The following is a 13,901-nucleotide window of genomic DNA, read 5'->3' as shown; positions in this document are numbered from 1 at the left end:
CGCGGTCACGGCCAGACCGCGACCCAGTACTGCACGCCGAAGGGCGCGGCGTCGTAGGTGACCTCCGCCGCCGACAGCGGGCGCAGGTCCGCCAGGCAGGCCGTGTCGGCCCACAGCTCGGCCGCGAGCGCCGGGTCGATGTCCGCGAAGGAGCGGCGCAGCGCGGCATCGAACTCCTCGGCCCGCGGGTCGAAGTGCCCGGGCGCCCTCTCGGTCCGCATCGCCGAGCCGTTGCCGACCACCAGCAGGCCCGTCTCCGCGGCCTCGACGACCTGCGCACCGGCCGCCGTCACGAGCGCCGCGCCGACGCGCGCTCCCGAGGGCCCCGACGCCCGCACCCGCACCCGCGGTCCGAGTGCCCCGACCGCCGTCGCGCAGGCCGCGCGCAGGTCCGCGACCGGGTCCTCCAAGGACGCGTACGCCGGCAGCAGCGCCGGGACCCCCGGGACGAGCGCGGTCCTCACTGCAGCCCTCGGATCGCGCGCAGCGGAGGACGTCGCCCGGCGATCGACCAGACCATGTCGACGGTCTGCCGCGTCTCGACGACCTGGTGGACGCGGTAGATGCGCGCGCCGGCCAGGGCGCACACCGACGTGGCCGCGAGGGTGCCGACCAGCCGCTCGCCGACCTCGAGCCCGAGCGTCTCCCCGACGAAGTCCTTGTTCGACAGCGACACCAGCACCGGCCAGCCCGTCGCCACCATCTCCCCCAGGCGACGGGTGATCTCGAGGGAGTGGAAGGTGTTCTTGCCGAAGTCGTGGGCGGGGTCGATCACGATCGACTCGCGCGCGACGCCGGCCGCGAGCGCGCGCTCGGCGTAGGCCACGGTGTCGGCGATCGCCGCGGCGACGACGCCGCCCGGGCCGTCGTACTCGATCCGGTACGGGCGGGTCCGCGGCGTCACGCCTCCGGTGTGGGTGCAGACGAGGGCGGCGTCGTACTCCGCGGCCACGTCGACGAGCTCGGGGTCGGCGCCGCCCCAGGCGTCGTTGAGGACGTCGGCCCCGGCCGCGCACACCGCGGCTCCGACCTCGGCACGCCAGGTGTCCACCGAGATGACCAGGCCGGGGTACGCCGCGCGCACCCGCGCCACGAAGTCGACCACCCGCGCCTTCTCCTCGGCGGGCGAGATCTCCACGCCGGGCGCGGCCTTGATGCCTCCGATGTCCACGATCTCCGCACCCTGCGCGACCACCTCCGCGACGCGCGCGAACGCGGCGTCCTCGGCCCAGGTGGCGCCCTTGTCGAAGAACGAGTCCGGCGTGCGGTTGACGATCGCCATCATCAGCGGCTGGTCGTCCCCGAACGCGTGCCGCCCCAGCCGGAGCCCGGCCTCCATCACAGCCATCCCTTCGCCGCCGGCCGCTCGTAGATCGGTACGACGCGCTCCACCGGCTCGAGCCCGCGCAGGTACTGTCGCAGCACCACCGCCTCCCCGGTGTCGTCGCCGATGGTCGAGCTGCGAGGAGCGCCAGCGACGAGCCCCCCGGTCGTTGAGGTGCGAGGAGCGCCAGCGACGAGCCCCCCGGTCGTTGAGGTGCGAGGAGCGCCAGCGACGAGCCCCCCAGTGGTTGAGGTGCGAGGAGCGCCAGCGACGAGCCTCGAAACCTCCGGGGACGTCCGCGCCAACGCCGCGGCGATGATCTGGGTGGCCATGCCCCCGAGATCGCGGAGCGCCTGGTGCCGGTGGGCGCGCACGCCGAGGTCGACCTGCGCGAGCGCCGCGGGCCCGGCCGCACGCACGGTGTCGACGAGAGCGGCCAGCTCCACGGCGTACCCGGTCGGGACGCAGAGCCCGGCGAACCACGACCGGCGCACCGCCCACTCCCCGGCGAGAGGCTGGACCAGTCCGTCGAGCTCCGGGAAGAGCAGCGCGATGAGGGGGCGCGCGACGAGCTCGGTCACGCGCCCGCCCTCCAACGGGCCGTCGGCACCGGGACGGTCGTAGAAGCCCTTGACCAGCTGGATCTCGGAGTGGTGCAGCAGGGGGCCGAGCAGGCCGGGCACGAAGTGGGTGTCCCAGTCGTGCAGGTCCGCGTCCATGAACACGACCAGCTCGCCAGAGGTGACGAAGAGGGACTTCCACATCGCCTCGCCCTTGCCGGGGTGGCTGCCGAGGTCGGGCCGGATGTCCGCGGCACGGTGCACCCGGGCGCCGGCCGACTCCGCGACGGCATAGGTGTCGTCGACCGAGTCGCTGTCGATCACGACCACCTCGTCGACCAGCGTCACCGTGTCCATCAGCGCCTCGCGGACGCGGGTGACGACGGCACCGACGGTCGCGGCCTCGTTGCGGGCCGGGACGACGAGACTGACCCGCTGGCCGGTGGCCGCCTTCTGCCTCAGCAGTCCCTCGAGGGGCCAGTCGTCCCAGTGGCCCACTCGGATCCCCATACCGGCCAACCTACCCGGCCGCGAACGACCGCGATCACCTCCCCAAGCCCGGCCACCGATGTTAGTGTCGAACCCTCTCGGGAACCGTGGGTGCTCCCTCACCTTGGAGTTCGACATGTCGTTCCGCCGTTTCCGCCGCAAGGTGCGGTGCATGCTCAAGCACGGCCCGCGCGGCTGCCCGCACATCGAGCGCCACAGCCGCCGGCCGAAGCGACGACCATCGGCGGAGAGGGCACCGGAGCCGGCGCGGATGCCGGCACTGCCCTTGGCCGCGCCCCCGGTGGGCCGGCACGCCCGGAGCTGACCACTCCCGCCGCGCCGGCCGCGTGCGGCCTCAGCGCAGGAAGGTCCGGACCGCCGCCGCGAGCGCGCGGGCGTACCGCTGGCGGCCGGCGACGCTCGTCATCGCGGCCGCGTCCGCCGGGGCGCGCATGTTCCCGAGCTCGGCCATCACCGCCGGTATGTCGGAGTGGTTGAGCGTGCCCAGGTCGGAGCGGACGTCGATCCCGTCCTCGCCGCGGTACGTCGACGGCGCGAAGCCGGCGCGCACCAGGGCGTCGCGCACGGCGAGCGCGAGCCGCTCCGAGGGGCCCACGATGTCGTCGGTCCAGCCCTCGTGCCGTCCCGGACGGATCACGTGGAAGCCGTGCGCGGACGGCGAGAGAGCGCCGTCGCCGTGGATGCTCAGCCGCACGTCGGCCGCCGGCCCGGGCTGGCCGGGGTTGCCGATCCGGCCGCGCTCGTCGATGCACGGTCCCCAGTGCTCATGGGAGTTGTCCTCCCGCGTCATCAGCACGCGGGCACCGGCCCGTCGCAGCAGCCGCCGGACCTCGACGGCGACCTCCCAGGCGAAGGTCGCCTCGGGATAGCCGTCGTCGCTCGCCGTCCCCGTCGTGTTGCACGCCTTGACGAGGCCGCCGGCGTCGACCGCGCGGTCCACCCGGGAGCGGAAGCGGGCGTTGCCGAGCTGGTGGCCCGGGTCGAGGACGACCACCCGGCCGGCAAGAGGTCTGCGCGGCACGGTCGCGGACGCGGTGGGCGACGGATCCGCGGAGGCGGCGGGCGGGCGCGGGCCGGCCGAGCCGTCGCCCGGGCCGTCGGCGACCTCGCCGGACGAGCAACCCGCCAGGGTCACGGCGACCGACGCCAGGACCAGCCCGGTCCGGACCACCCGTCAGGAGGCGCTCTCGGTGACGCCGGCGTTGTGGTCGTCCACGAGCTTGCCGGCGATGTCGGCCAGGCGGAGGTTGAGGCGGTTGGACGAAGCGCGCAGGAGCTCGAAGGCGTCGTCGTCGCTGACGTCGTACGTCGCCATCAGCACGCCCAGCGCCTTGCCGATCTCGCGGTTGCTGGCCAGCCCGGTGCGGAGGTTCGCCGCGACGTCGTGCTCGTCCTTGGCCGTCAGCGCGACGGAGGCGAACGCGGCGAGGACCGCCCCGACGTTCGCGGACGTCTCGTCGAACCCGCCCGGGGTGTCGGAGAACAGGTTGAGCGCACCGGCCTTCCGCTCACCCACGAGGACGCGGTAGCCGATCATGCCGCGCACGGGGGTGCTGCGCAGTACCGCTGCCGCGAGCCGCGGCCAGCTGGCCCGGACCGTCAGGTCGGGGTCCCACTCGAAGCGCTGGGACACGATCGCGTCCACGCACGGCCCCTCACCCGTCTCCCACTCGAGCCCGTCGACCTGGCGGGCGATGTCGTCGGTGGCCGCCTCGAGCTGCGGTTGGCCACCGCCCTGCACCGTCGCGATGCAGGCGTGGTCGCAGCCGGGCACGACCCGGACCGCTGCCTGGCAGATCGCGTCGTACACGTCGTCGTAGCTGTCGCGCGCGTACACCAGCTCGGCCAGCTCCAGGAAGGCACCAGCCACCCCGTCGAGAGGCAAGGAGGTCGTCACGAACGCATTCTCTCACGGCGAGCGGGGCGCGGCCGGCGAAGGCCGAGACCGTCCGCCGCGGTTGGGATCAGCGGTGCGGGCCCGGGATGTGCGATGATGCCCGTGGCTCAAGAAGTGCGGGCCGCCCCCGGCCGTCCGCACCATCACCGGCACCCACCCTCGTGCATCGGTGACGCTCCGACGGTCTGCACAGAACGGTCGCAGATGAGCCTGGACACCGTGGGCCCCGGCGCCCTCATCCACGTCACCGAGCGCGACGACGTCGCCCGCAGCCGCCGCGCCGCGCACGAGCTGGCCATCGCCGACGGCGTCGACGGCCGCCGCATGAGTGAGCTCGCCCTCGTCGTCACCGTCGTGGCGACGAACCTCGTGCTGCACGGTGGAGGGCTGCTGAGCCTGCGCCGGCTCGGCACGCTCGGCGGGCCCGGCCTGGAGGTCCTGGCCTATCTCGACGCCGGCTCCCGTCCCTGGCTCCACCCCGGCCGTCGTCCCGGCGAGTCGTTCGGCGCCGGGCTGAGCGCCCTCCGCCGGCTGAGCGACGAGTACGCCGTCGCCGAGCAGGGCTCCCTGCTGTGGGCGCGTCTCGGGCGGTCCGCACGGCGGACGCGGCTCGGCCACGCGGCAGGGACGGACCCGGCGGCGGTCCCGCGCCAGGCGCCCTATGTGACGGGCGTCGTCGCCCCGACGCCGTCCGGGACCGACGTCGTCACCCAGTGGAGGGCGGTGCACCGTCCCGGCCGGGTCACGCTGGTCGCCTGTCACGCCGGCGGACCGCCCGCCGAGGAGGTGGCGCGCAGGCTGATGGCCCTCGCCTCCCGGTCGGGTCGCGCCACGTCCCTGGCGGGCTACCGGGAGATCCTCGGGGCCGCTCCCCGCGCGGGGGCGTCGTTCATCGAGCTCGACCTGCAGCGCCGCACGGTGACCGCGGGGTCGAACGGCTCGCTCGCCGTCCGGATCACGGCCGACGGCCAGCCGACGCGGCTGACCCCGAGCGACGTCCCGGCCCCAGAGGTCCGGGTCCGCTGGGCGCACACGGTCGAGACGCTCATCCACCCGGAATCCCTCCGCGGGCGGCTCGCCGGGGGTGCCGAGCCGGCTGGCCAGGGAGGGCAGCCGCACCATCCGGCCCTCCGTGCCGCCGCCCTGCTGCGCGGGCGCGAGGGCGAGGCGGAGCCGAGCGGTCTCGTCGTCGTCGCGCGGGTCGACGAGGACGCGCTGGCGAGTACCGCTGCTCAGGGGTAGCCGAGCACCTGCTCGCGCTTCTCGCCCCACGCGAGCGCCGACGCGATCGCCTCGTCGAGCGTCAGCTCGGTGCGCCAGCCGAGCAGCTCGGCGGCCTTGTCGGCGTTCGCGTAGGCGCCGGCGGCGTCGCCCGGCCGGGCCGGCGCCTCGACGACCGGCACCGGCTTGCCGACGACCCGCTCGACGGCGGCCAACAGCTCGCGGACGGTGACGCCGTCGCCCGCACCGAGGTTGATGTAGGTGTACGGCGCGTCCACCTTCGCCAGCACGGCGTCGAACTCCTCCACCGCGCGGACGTGGGCCCGGGCCAGGTCCCACACGTGGATGTAGTCGCGGATGCCCGTGCCGTCACGGGTGGGATGGTCGGTGCCCGTGAGCGTGAAGTGGTCGCGGTAGCCGAGCGCCGTCTGCGCCATGAGCGGCACGACGTGCGTCGCGTCGCGCAGGTGGTAGCCGGTGGTGAGGTCGGGGTCGGCGCCGATCGGGTTGAAGTAGCGCAGGATGATCGCCCGCAGGTCGGTGGCGGTGGCCAGGTCCTCGAGGACCTGCTCCATCATCCGCTTGGTCCGGGCGTAGGGCGAGGTGGGGTCGACCGGGTCGGCCTCGGTCACCTCGAAGTCCGGGGTCAGCGCGTAGAGCGATGCCGTGGAGGAGAAGAGGATCCGCGGCTTGCCGAGGGCAGTGAGCTCGTCGAACATCTCCAGCGACTTGGTGACATTGTCGCGGTAGTACTCGTAGGGCAGTCGCACCGACTCGGGGACGACGATGCGAGCGGCCATGTGCACGGTGGCGTCGAGGTCGGGGTGCTCGGCCACGATCCGGCCCAGCAGCGCGCGGTCGGCGATGTCGCCCTCGTAGAAGATCCGGTCGCCGACGTAGGCGCGCGGCCCGCTCAACAGCGAGTCGAGGATCACGGGCACGTGCCCGGCCTGCTCCAGCGCCTTGGCCGTGATCGATCCGAGGTAGCCGGCGCCGCCGGTCACGAGAACCTTCATGGCTCGACCCTACTGACGACCCGCGCACCGCCGCGGCACCACCGAGAGGTGCCGTCCGGACCCGAGCCGGCCGGGGCGCCAGTAAAGTCCTGGTGTCCGCCGCTCCCCCAGGAGGTCTTCTTGCTCGCCCTCGAGTGCGCCACCCAGTCCTACGACTGGGGCTCGGCCGACGCCATCCCGGGCTTCCAGCGCCGCCGTCCCGACGGCGCCCCCGTGGCCGAGGTCTGGCTCGGCACCCACCCGCTGGGCACCGCCCGCTACCGCGACGACCACGGCCACCACCACCCCCTCGACGAGACCGCCGGACAGCTCGGCTTCATGCTCAAGCTCCTCGCCGCCGAGCGTCCCCTGTCCATCCAGGTCCACCCCAACGCCACCCGCGCCCGCGCCGGTTACGACGCCGAACAGGCCGCCGGGATCCCCGTCGACGCCCCCGACCGCGTCTACAAGGACCCCCACCCCAAGCCCGAGATGGTCTACGCGCTGTCCACCTTCGACACCCTCGTCGGGTTCCGCCCCACCGCCGAGATCCTGCGCGTCCTGATGCCCCTGCAGCACCCCACCACCAGCGCCCTGGCCAAGCAGCTGCGCACCGACCCCGGCTTCGCCGGCATCGTCCGCCTCGTCGAGACCCTCCTCGCCCAGCCCCCCACCCCCGACTCCGTCGCCGCGATCGTCGAGGAGTGCCGCCGCGCCCTCGCCGAGGGCATCGACATCAAGCGCGCCTACGCCACCGCCGTCGAGATCGAGAAGCACCACCCCGGCGACGTCGGCATCCTCATCTCGCTGCTCCTCAACCGCCTCACCCTCCAGCCCGGCGAAGCCGCCTACCTCGACACCGGCATCATCCACGCGCACCTCAGCGGCATGTGCCTCGAGGTCATGGTCTCCTCCGACAACGTCCTGCGCGCCGGACTCACCACCAAGCACGTCGACCCCCACGGACTCGTGCTCTGCCTCGAGGAGGGCATGTCCCGCGTCGCCCGCGTCACCCCCCAGCTCCACGGCACCTCCACCGACATCTTCAGCCCCACCCGCGAGTTCGCCCTCTCCGTCACCCAGAGCTCCCAGGCCGACCCCGCCGGAGCCCCCCTGCCCGCCACCGGCCCACGACTCCTCGTCTGCACCGGCGGCGAGGTCGCCCTGCTCAACGAGCGCGACGAGCTCCTCCACCTACGCCGCGGCGACGCCGCCTACGCCGACGAGGGCGACGGCGAGCTGCGCATCATCGGCACCGGCGAGATCGCCCAGGCCTACGCCCCCGACGGAGCCGCCGGCCGCCTCGACGACCTCCTCTGACGTCTGACGCCGGCCCCCGGAGCCCGCTCAGCGCCGCCGCAGGCCCGCCAGGGCCGGGCGGACGTCGGCGAGGTACACCAGTGCGGCGACCAGCATCGCGAGGTTGATGATCGAGAGGTTGATCGGCACCACCTGGAGCAGGACGCCGACGCCGAGGATGGCGGTCCAGGTCGGCTTCGTCAGCTTGTCGGCGGCGACATAGGACTCGCCGGAGTACAGCAGCGCGCTGACGAACGCGAAGATCTTGATCACGAGCAGCACGAAGGCGATCGCGACGTTGATCCACATCTCGACGTCGCTCACCGCGCCCACGAAGCCACCGCTCATGGGCCCCAGCGTAGTTGGCCGCCGGAAGACGCAGAACGGCCCCGAGGCGCGGGGCCTCGGAGCCGTTCGGGTGCGGCGGCGATCAGCTGGTGGCCGCGGCCTTCTTGGCCGGCGCCTTCTTCGCGGGCGCCTTCTTGGCCGGGGCCTTCTTCGCGGCGGGCGCCTTCTTGGCCGGCGCCTTCTTCGCGGCCGGAGCCGGCGCGGCTGCGGGGGCCTTCTTCGCGGGGGCCTTCTTCGCGGGAGCCTTCGGCGCCTCGCCGGTGCGCAGCTTCACGACGACGCCCTCGCCACGCTTGGCGAGGTCGGCGTAGAGCGCGGTCGCGGTGGCGACGTTCTCGTCGTACGCGCCCTTGACGGTGCTCTGCACCTTGGCCGGGAGGGCCTTGGCGTCGGCCTGGAGACCGGCGATGCGGGCCTCGGCCTGGGTGCGGCGCTCGGCGAAGGTGGCGACGGCCTTGTCCTGCAGCGACTTCGGCTCGGGGAGCTCGAAGCCCTTGACGGTGCCGCGGACGGTGCTCTGGACCTCGGCGACGCGGGCGGTCACGTCCTTCTGCACGTCGGCAACGTAGGCGACGGCCTTCGCCTGCACGTCGGCGACATAGCTGCGGACCTCCTCGACGGCGAGGTCGATCACGCCGACGCCGGCGTAGATCGGCTTCGCGGCAGCCTCGGGGATCTCGGGGAGGTCGACCTTCGACAGGTCGATGGTCGGGATCTCGATCTTGGGGAGCTCGAGCTTCGGCATTGCTGGTTTCACCCTTCGTTGGCGACGGCGTCAGAGTCCGTCTCGGTGTTGGTTGGCGCGTCCTCCTGCGCTGCCGCGGCGACCTGCGCGTCGCCGGAGTCGGCCGCGTTGAGCGCGAGGAACGATGCGTACACATCGAGGAGCGACTGCTTCTGTCGCTCGGTGAGACCGGTGTCGCTCACGATGGCGAGCTCGACCGATCCCCCCACGCCGTCATCAGGGCTGAGGATCCCGGCCCTGATGTAGAGCTGCTCGGCGGAGATCCGCAGGGCCTTGGCGATCTGTTGGAGCACCTCGGCCGACGGCTTGCGCAGTCCCCGCTCGATCTGGCTGAGGTAGGGGTTCGAGACGCCCGCCTGGTCGGCGAGCTGCCGCAGGGAGAGGCGGGCCGAGACCCGCTGCTCCTTGAGATAGTCGCCGAGCGACCCGACGGTCTTCCCGACCTTGCCCTTAGCCATGGCCCCCATGGTGCTAGCAATAGTTAGCAAAGGGCAAGCACCGCGAGCGTGAACTCGTTCACAAGCGCACGCAGCACCCGGTCTCGCCGACCACTGTTCAAAGCGGATCAACTCACTCGACTCTGTACGATCGCCGATGTGTCCCCCCTCCCCCAGCACTGCCCGACGCAGCGCGAGCTCGACGACCTCGAGCTGCTGACGTCCGGAGCGGCCGCCCCGATCCGCGGGTTCAACGAGCCGGGCAGCCCCATCACCCTGTCCCTGCCCGGCGAGCTGGCGACGCATCTGGACGAGGGCAAGGAGCTCGAGCTGGTGGACCCGGAGGGCCTGCCGCTCGCCCGCGTCTCCAGCGCGCTGCGCGGCCTCGCCGTCACGCCGCTCAGCCCGGCGCAGTTCGGGCCGTTCCGTCGGCTGCACCTCGCGCCCTCGGTCGTGCGCGAGCGGTACGCCGGACGCACCTTCGTCCCCGTCACCGACCTGATGTCCGACGTCCAGGTCGAGCAGCTGCGCGGCCTCGGCCCGGTCGTCCTCCTCGCCCTCGTCGGCAGCGGCACGCCGGCGGTCAGCCCCGTCGGTCTGCTCCGCGCCACGCTGAGGGTCGCCGAGACGCTCGACGCCGCCGTCGTGGCGGTGCCGCTCGCCGACCACGGATCCCTGGCCGACCCGGCGCTGCGCATCTCGGTGCTGACGTCGTACGCCGACGCCGACCCGGTCGTCGAGCTGGCCTACGGCGGGCACCTGCTCCCGAGCCTCGCCGACATCGCCGCGTCCGAGCGCCCTCGCCGCGACGAGCAGGGCCTGGTGCTGTTCTTCACCGGCCTGTCCGGCAGCGGCAAGTCCACCCTGGCCCAGGCCCTGATGGACCGGCTGCTGGAGCGCGGCGGCCGCTCCCTCACCAGCCTCGACGGCGACGTGGTGCGCCGCAACCTCTCCGCCGGCCTGACCTTCTCCAAGGAGGACCGCGAGACCAACATCCGCCGCATCGGCTGGGTCGCCGCAGAGATCTCCCGCCACGGTGGCGTGGCGGTCTGCAGCCCGATCGCGCCCTTCGACGCGACCCGCAAGCAGGTGCGCGCGATGGTCGAGCAGGCCGGCGGCGCCTTCTTCCTGGTCCACGTCGCCACCCCGCTCGAGGAGTGCGAGCGCCGCGACCGCAAGGGTCTCTACGCCAAGGCCCGCAGGGGGGAGATCCCCGAGTTCACGGGCATCTCCTCGCCCTACGAGGAGCCCGCGGACGCCGACGTCCGCGTCGACACGACCGGGCGCTCCATCGAGGAGGCGCTCGCCGACGTCACCGCCGCGCTGCGCGACGCGGGCTATCTCGACCTGACCGGCGAGTCCGCCGTGGCGGACGGACGGGTCGCGGCGCATGCCCGGACCGCGGACGGCCCCGGCGCCGAGGAGGCCGACTCCCGGGGGACGCCACGGCTCGTGGCCGACGCAGCCCGACCGGCGGCGGCGACCGTCGAGGACGAGCCGACCGGTGCCCGGACCGCGGCAGCAGACGCCCGGCCCCTGCGCGTGCTCTTCATCTGCACCGCGAACATCTGCCGCTCGCCGTACATGGAGCTGCGCTCGCGGGCCCTCGCCGGCAGCGCCAGCACCATCGAGTTCGCCAGCGCCGGCACCCACGGCTTCAACGCGCGTCCCGTCGACCGGACGATGGCCGCGGTGCTGACCGAGCGGGGGGTGAGCAGCGACCTCGTGGAGCGCTTCGCCAGCCGACCGCTCACCGCCGACCTGATCGAGACCGCGGACCTGGTGCTCACGGCCGAGGCAGCGCACCGGCAGTTCGTCCTCGAGGAGGTGCCGGGCGCGTTCCGGAAGGCGTTCACCCTCGGCCAGTTCGCGGAGTCGGTCTCGCGGGTGGAGCCGGGCCTGCAGGGGGCCGCCCTCGTCGCGGCGGTCGGCCATCGGCGGGCCGGGACGGCGGAGCACCACGACATCCGCGACCCCTACCGGCGGGGCAAGGCGGCCGCCGAGGTCTCGGCGGACCAGATCGACGCCCTCCTCCAGGCGGTGCTCGGGCGCCTCGAGCACTCACCCACCGCTCCCACCGCTCCCGCCGCCCCCACCGCCCCCACCGCACAGACAGGCGCCCCGTAGTGGACCTCCTCACCCTCACGGCGATGTCCATCGCGGCCGCCGGCTTCCTCGTCGGCATCGTCGTCGGCCTCACCGGCATGGGCGGTGGCGCCCTCATGACCCCGGCCCTGATCTTCCTGGGCGTCGGGCACACGTCGGCGATCGTCACCGCCGACCTGACCGCCGCGGCGGTGTACAAGACCGGTGGGGCGCTGACCCACGCGAAGGAGGGCTCGCCCAACCTGCGCCTGGCGGGCTGGCTGATCCTCGGCTCGGTGCCGATGGCCTTCGTCGGCCCCTACCTGGTCAAGGCGCTGACCGACGACCCGGCGCAGCTGGAGGACACCCTCAAGCTCTGCATCGGCATCGCGCTGCTCTTCGCCGCGTCGACGTACGCCCTGCGCCTCTACATCAACCTCAAGCGGGTACGACGCGGCGGCGCGCTCCCCGACGACGACCCCCGGATCCGTCCGGTCCCGACGCTCCTGGTCGGCATGCTCGGCGGCCTGCTCGTCGGCGTGACCAGCGTCGGCTCGGGCTCGGTCATCATGATCGCCCTGCTCATGCTCTACCCGGGCCTGTCGGCGGTCCGCCTGGTCGGCACCGACCTGGTGCAGGCGGTGCCGCTCGTGCTCAGCGCGGCGCTGGCCAACATCGCGATCCACGGCCTGGAGTGGGAGCTGCTGATCCCGCTCGTCGTCGGCTCGGTGCCGGGCACCCTCCTCGGGTCGCGTCTCGCACCCCGCGTGCCGCAGTCGTTCATCCGGCGGGGCATCGTCATCGTGCTGACCATGTCGGGCGTCGCCCTGCTCTTCAAGGCGGGCCTGCACCCGTTCGGCGAGGGGCACGAGACCCTGGAGGCGATGGTCGTCGCCGCGATCGGCGTCGCGATGCTCGTCCTGGTGCCGTTCGTCTGGGGCCTGCTGCGCAAGCGGGTCGGCCTGCCGATGTTCGGGGCCCCGACGGTCGCGGAGATCGAGTCCCTCGGTCGCGAGGAGCTCGGCCGCGCGCGTCTCTGACGGCGGCGCCCCGTCCCCGGACCTCGGCCGTCAGGAGACCAGCTCGCGCCGGCTCTCCGCGTGGTAGGGCCGCTCGGCATGGGCGACGCGCGCCAGCCCGAACGTGAACACGGCGGCGGCAGCGACCCAGACGGCGCCCGCGGCTCCGATCAGCATCTCCATGGCAGTCCCCTTCGAACTGCCTTTCACGGTACCCCCGCGGGCCGCGTCAAACCGTCCACTGATCGGCCGGCACGGTGATAGTCATTTCGGGCCACCCGGCGCGGCCTCAGTCCCTGCCGTACAGGTCGCGCGTGTAGACCTTCTCGGCGACGTCGTCGAGCACGTCGGCGCGCCGGTTGGCGATGATGACGTCCGCCTTGGCCTTGAACACGTCGAGGTCCTTGACGACCTTGGAGTTGAAGAACCGCTTCTGGTCGAGCTCGGGCTCGAAGACGACGACCTTCACGCCCCTGGCCTTGATCCGCTTCATCACGCCCTGCACCGCCGAGTCGCGGAAGTTGTCGGAGCCGGCCTTCATCGTGAGCCGGTAGATCCCGACGATCTTCGGGTTGCGGCGCAGCACGTCGTCGGCGATGAAGTCCTTGCGGGTGGTGTTCGCCTCGACGATCGCGCTGATCAGGTTCTGCGGGACGTCGCGGTAGTTGGCCTGGAGCTGCCGGGTGTCCTTCGGCAGGCAGTAGCCGCCGTACCCGAAGGACGGGTTGTTGTAGTGCGAGCCGATCCGCGGGTCGAGGCCGACGCCCTCGATGATCTGCCGGGTCGCAAGGCCGTGGGTGGCGGCGTAGGTGTCGAGCTCGTTGAAGTAGGCCACCCGGAGGGCGAGATAGGTGTTGGCGAACAGCTTGATCGCCTCGGCCTCGGTCGAGCCGGTGAACAGGACGGGGACGTCGTCGTCGAGTGCCCCCTGCACCAGGAGCTTGGCGAAGAGCCGCCCCTGCTCGGTGTCGGATCCGACGACGATCCGGGACGGGTGGAGGTTGTCGTACAGCGCCCGCCCCTCGCGCAGGAACTCGGGGCTGAACAGGATCGACGCGCCGGGGTGGCGCTCGCGCAGGGTGCTGGTGTAGCCGACCGGCACGGTGGACTTGACGACCACCGTGGCCGCAGGGCTCACCGCGAGCGCCGCCTTCGTGACGCGCTCGACGGTCGAGGTGTCGAAGCGGTCGGTCTCGGGGTCGTAGTTCGTCGGCGTCGCGACCACCACGTACGACGCGTCGGCGTAGGCCGCCTTCGCGTCGCGGGTCGCGCGCAGCGACAGCTCCGGTCGCCGCAGGTGCTCCTCCAGCTCGGGGTCGACGAGGGGCGAGCGCCGCTCGTTGACCGCCGCGACGCGGGCCGCGTCGACGTCGAGCACCCATACGTCGTTGTGCTGGGCGAGCAGCACGGCGTTGGACAGGCCGACATAGCCGGCCCCGACCACGGTGATCTTCATGGCTC

Annotated in this window: 15 protein-coding genes; 4 read left to right on the top strand and 11 right to left on the bottom strand. The window is 73.0% G+C overall.

The genetic code is table 11. The features are described from left to right. Positions 1 to 5: 5 nt before the first annotated feature. The 5 genes from ACJ5H2_RS03495 to ACJ5H2_RS03475 form a co-directional block, all read right to left on the bottom strand. The gene (locus ACJ5H2_RS03495; protein WP_408898175.1) at positions 6 to 464 is read right to left on the bottom strand and encodes a hypothetical protein; all 459 of its coding nucleotides are present in this window, start codon (positions 462 to 464) and stop codon (positions 6 to 8) included. After that, complete coding sequence (gene folP / locus ACJ5H2_RS03490; RefSeq protein ID WP_408898174.1) at positions 461 to 1,339, bottom strand: dihydropteroate synthase; 879 nt, start codon at positions 1,337 to 1,339, stop codon at positions 461 to 463. Before folP ends, ACJ5H2_RS03495 begins: the two co-directional genes overlap by 4 nt. Next, a complete protein-coding gene (locus ACJ5H2_RS03485; RefSeq protein ID WP_408898173.1) occupies positions 1,339 to 2,394 on the bottom strand; it encodes a glucosyl-3-phosphoglycerate synthase in 1,056 nt (351 codons plus the stop codon). Before ACJ5H2_RS03485 ends, folP begins: the two co-directional genes overlap by 1 nt. A gap of 334 nt (positions 2,395 to 2,728) precedes the next feature. After that, a complete protein-coding gene (locus tag ACJ5H2_RS03480) occupies positions 2,729 to 3,565 on the bottom strand; it encodes an N-acetylmuramoyl-L-alanine amidase (RefSeq protein WP_408898172.1) in 837 nt (278 codons plus the stop codon). 3 nt (positions 3,566 to 3,568) lie between these two features. Next, a complete protein-coding gene (locus ACJ5H2_RS03475; protein WP_408898171.1) occupies positions 3,569 to 4,291 on the bottom strand; it encodes a GAF and ANTAR domain-containing protein in 723 nt (240 codons plus the stop codon). 204 nt (positions 4,292 to 4,495) lie between these two features. On the opposite strand from ACJ5H2_RS03475, the gene ACJ5H2_RS03470 reads away from it, so the two are divergent. Further along, entirely contained in the window at positions 4,496 to 5,533 is a 1,038-nt protein-coding gene (locus ACJ5H2_RS03470) for a hypothetical protein (RefSeq protein ID WP_408898170.1), read from the top strand. Here ACJ5H2_RS03470 and galE read toward each other — a convergent pair. After that, on the bottom strand, positions 5,524 to 6,528 hold the full coding sequence (gene galE / locus ACJ5H2_RS03465) for a UDP-glucose 4-epimerase GalE (protein WP_408898169.1): 1,005 nt from the start codon (positions 6,526 to 6,528) through the stop codon (positions 5,524 to 5,526). The two genes, ACJ5H2_RS03470 and galE, sit on opposite strands and share 10 nt — an antisense overlap. Before the next feature lie 120 nt (positions 6,529 to 6,648). Between galE and manA the strand changes: the two genes are divergently transcribed. Beyond that, positions 6,649 to 7,827 (top strand): mannose-6-phosphate isomerase, class I, encoded by a 1,179-nt coding sequence (manA, locus tag ACJ5H2_RS03460; protein ID WP_408898168.1) that lies wholly within the window; start codon positions 6,649 to 6,651, stop codon positions 7,825 to 7,827. Positions 7,828 to 7,854: 27 nt separating this feature from the next. Here the strand turns inward: manA and ACJ5H2_RS03455 are convergent, their stop codons facing one another. The 3 genes from ACJ5H2_RS03455 to ACJ5H2_RS03445 all read right to left on the bottom strand — a co-directional run bounded on the left by ACJ5H2_RS03455 (position 7,855) and on the right by ACJ5H2_RS03445 (position 9,357). Further along, the gene (locus ACJ5H2_RS03455) at positions 7,855 to 8,154 is read right to left on the bottom strand and encodes a DUF2516 family protein (protein WP_408898167.1); all 300 of its coding nucleotides are present in this window, start codon (positions 8,152 to 8,154) and stop codon (positions 7,855 to 7,857) included. Positions 8,155 to 8,236: 82 nt separating this feature from the next. Next, on the bottom strand, positions 8,237 to 8,899 hold the full coding sequence (locus tag ACJ5H2_RS03450; RefSeq protein WP_408898166.1) for a hypothetical protein: 663 nt from the start codon (positions 8,897 to 8,899) through the stop codon (positions 8,237 to 8,239). 8 nt (positions 8,900 to 8,907) lie between these two features. Beyond that, positions 8,908 to 9,357, bottom strand: a complete 450-nt coding sequence (locus tag ACJ5H2_RS03445) for a helix-turn-helix domain-containing protein (protein ID WP_408898165.1) — start codon at positions 9,355 to 9,357, stop codon at positions 8,908 to 8,910. 138 nt (positions 9,358 to 9,495) lie between these two features. On the opposite strand from ACJ5H2_RS03445, the gene cysC reads away from it, so the two are divergent. Together cysC and ACJ5H2_RS03435 are read left to right on the top strand one after the other, a co-directional pair. Beyond that, complete coding sequence (gene cysC, locus ACJ5H2_RS03440) at positions 9,496 to 11,463, top strand: adenylyl-sulfate kinase (protein WP_408898163.1); 1,968 nt, start codon at positions 9,496 to 9,498, stop codon at positions 11,461 to 11,463. A gap of 23 nt (positions 11,464 to 11,486) precedes the next feature. Then, a complete protein-coding gene (locus tag ACJ5H2_RS03435) occupies positions 11,487 to 12,461 on the top strand; it encodes a sulfite exporter TauE/SafE family protein (RefSeq protein WP_408898162.1) in 975 nt (324 codons plus the stop codon). Between the two features lie 30 nt (positions 12,462 to 12,491). Here ACJ5H2_RS03435 and ACJ5H2_RS03430 read toward each other — a convergent pair whose 3' ends face one another. Together ACJ5H2_RS03430 and ACJ5H2_RS03425 are read right to left on the bottom strand one after the other, a co-directional pair. After that, positions 12,492 to 12,623, bottom strand: a complete 132-nt coding sequence (locus ACJ5H2_RS03430; protein WP_408898161.1) for a hypothetical protein — start codon at positions 12,621 to 12,623, stop codon at positions 12,492 to 12,494. A gap of 106 nt (positions 12,624 to 12,729) precedes the next feature. Further along, entirely contained in the window at positions 12,730 to 13,896 is a 1,167-nt protein-coding gene (locus tag ACJ5H2_RS03425; protein WP_408898160.1) for a nucleotide sugar dehydrogenase, read from the bottom strand. Positions 13,897 to 13,901 lie beyond the last annotated feature (5 nt).

Origin of the sequence: Nocardioides pymetrozini (assembly GCF_046058985.1) — a bacterium.
In the GTDB taxonomy this organism is placed as follows: domain Bacteria; phylum Actinomycetota; class Actinomycetes; order Propionibacteriales; family Nocardioidaceae; genus Nocardioides.
This window is presented reverse-complemented; position numbering and strand designations above follow the sequence as displayed.

What these genes read in the sequence shown, in the direction of transcription:
- folP (WP_408898174.1), bottom strand. Translation starts at nt 1,339, where the DNA reads ATGGAGGCCGGGCTCCGGCTGGGGCGGCACGCGTTCGGGGACGACCAG.
- ACJ5H2_RS03485 (WP_408898173.1), bottom strand. Translation starts at nt 2,394, where the DNA reads ATGGGGATCCGAGTGGGCCACTGGGACGACTGGCCCCTCGAGGGACTG.
- ACJ5H2_RS03470 (WP_408898170.1), top strand. Translation starts at nt 4,496, where the DNA reads ATGAGCCTGGACACCGTGGGCCCCGGCGCCCTCATCCACGTCACCGAG.
- galE (WP_408898169.1), bottom strand. Translation starts at nt 6,528, where the DNA reads ATGAAGGTTCTCGTGACCGGCGGCGCCGGCTACCTCGGATCGATCACG.
- ACJ5H2_RS03455 (WP_408898167.1), bottom strand. Translation starts at nt 8,154, where the DNA reads ATGAGCGGTGGCTTCGTGGGCGCGGTGAGCGACGTCGAGATGTGGATC.
- ACJ5H2_RS03450 (WP_408898166.1), bottom strand. Translation starts at nt 8,899, where the DNA reads ATGCCGAAGCTCGAGCTCCCCAAGATCGAGATCCCGACCATCGACCTG.
- ACJ5H2_RS03445 (WP_408898165.1), bottom strand. Translation starts at nt 9,357, where the DNA reads ATGGCTAAGGGCAAGGTCGGGAAGACCGTCGGGTCGCTCGGCGACTAT.
- ACJ5H2_RS03435 (WP_408898162.1), top strand. Translation starts at nt 11,487, where the DNA reads ATGTCCATCGCGGCCGCCGGCTTCCTCGTCGGCATCGTCGTCGGCCTC.
- ACJ5H2_RS03430 (WP_408898161.1), bottom strand. Translation starts at nt 12,623, where the DNA reads ATGGAGATGCTGATCGGAGCCGCGGGCGCCGTCTGGGTCGCTGCCGCC.
- ACJ5H2_RS03425 (WP_408898160.1), bottom strand. Translation starts at nt 13,896, where the DNA reads ATGAAGATCACCGTGGTCGGGGCCGGCTATGTCGGCCTGTCCAACGCC.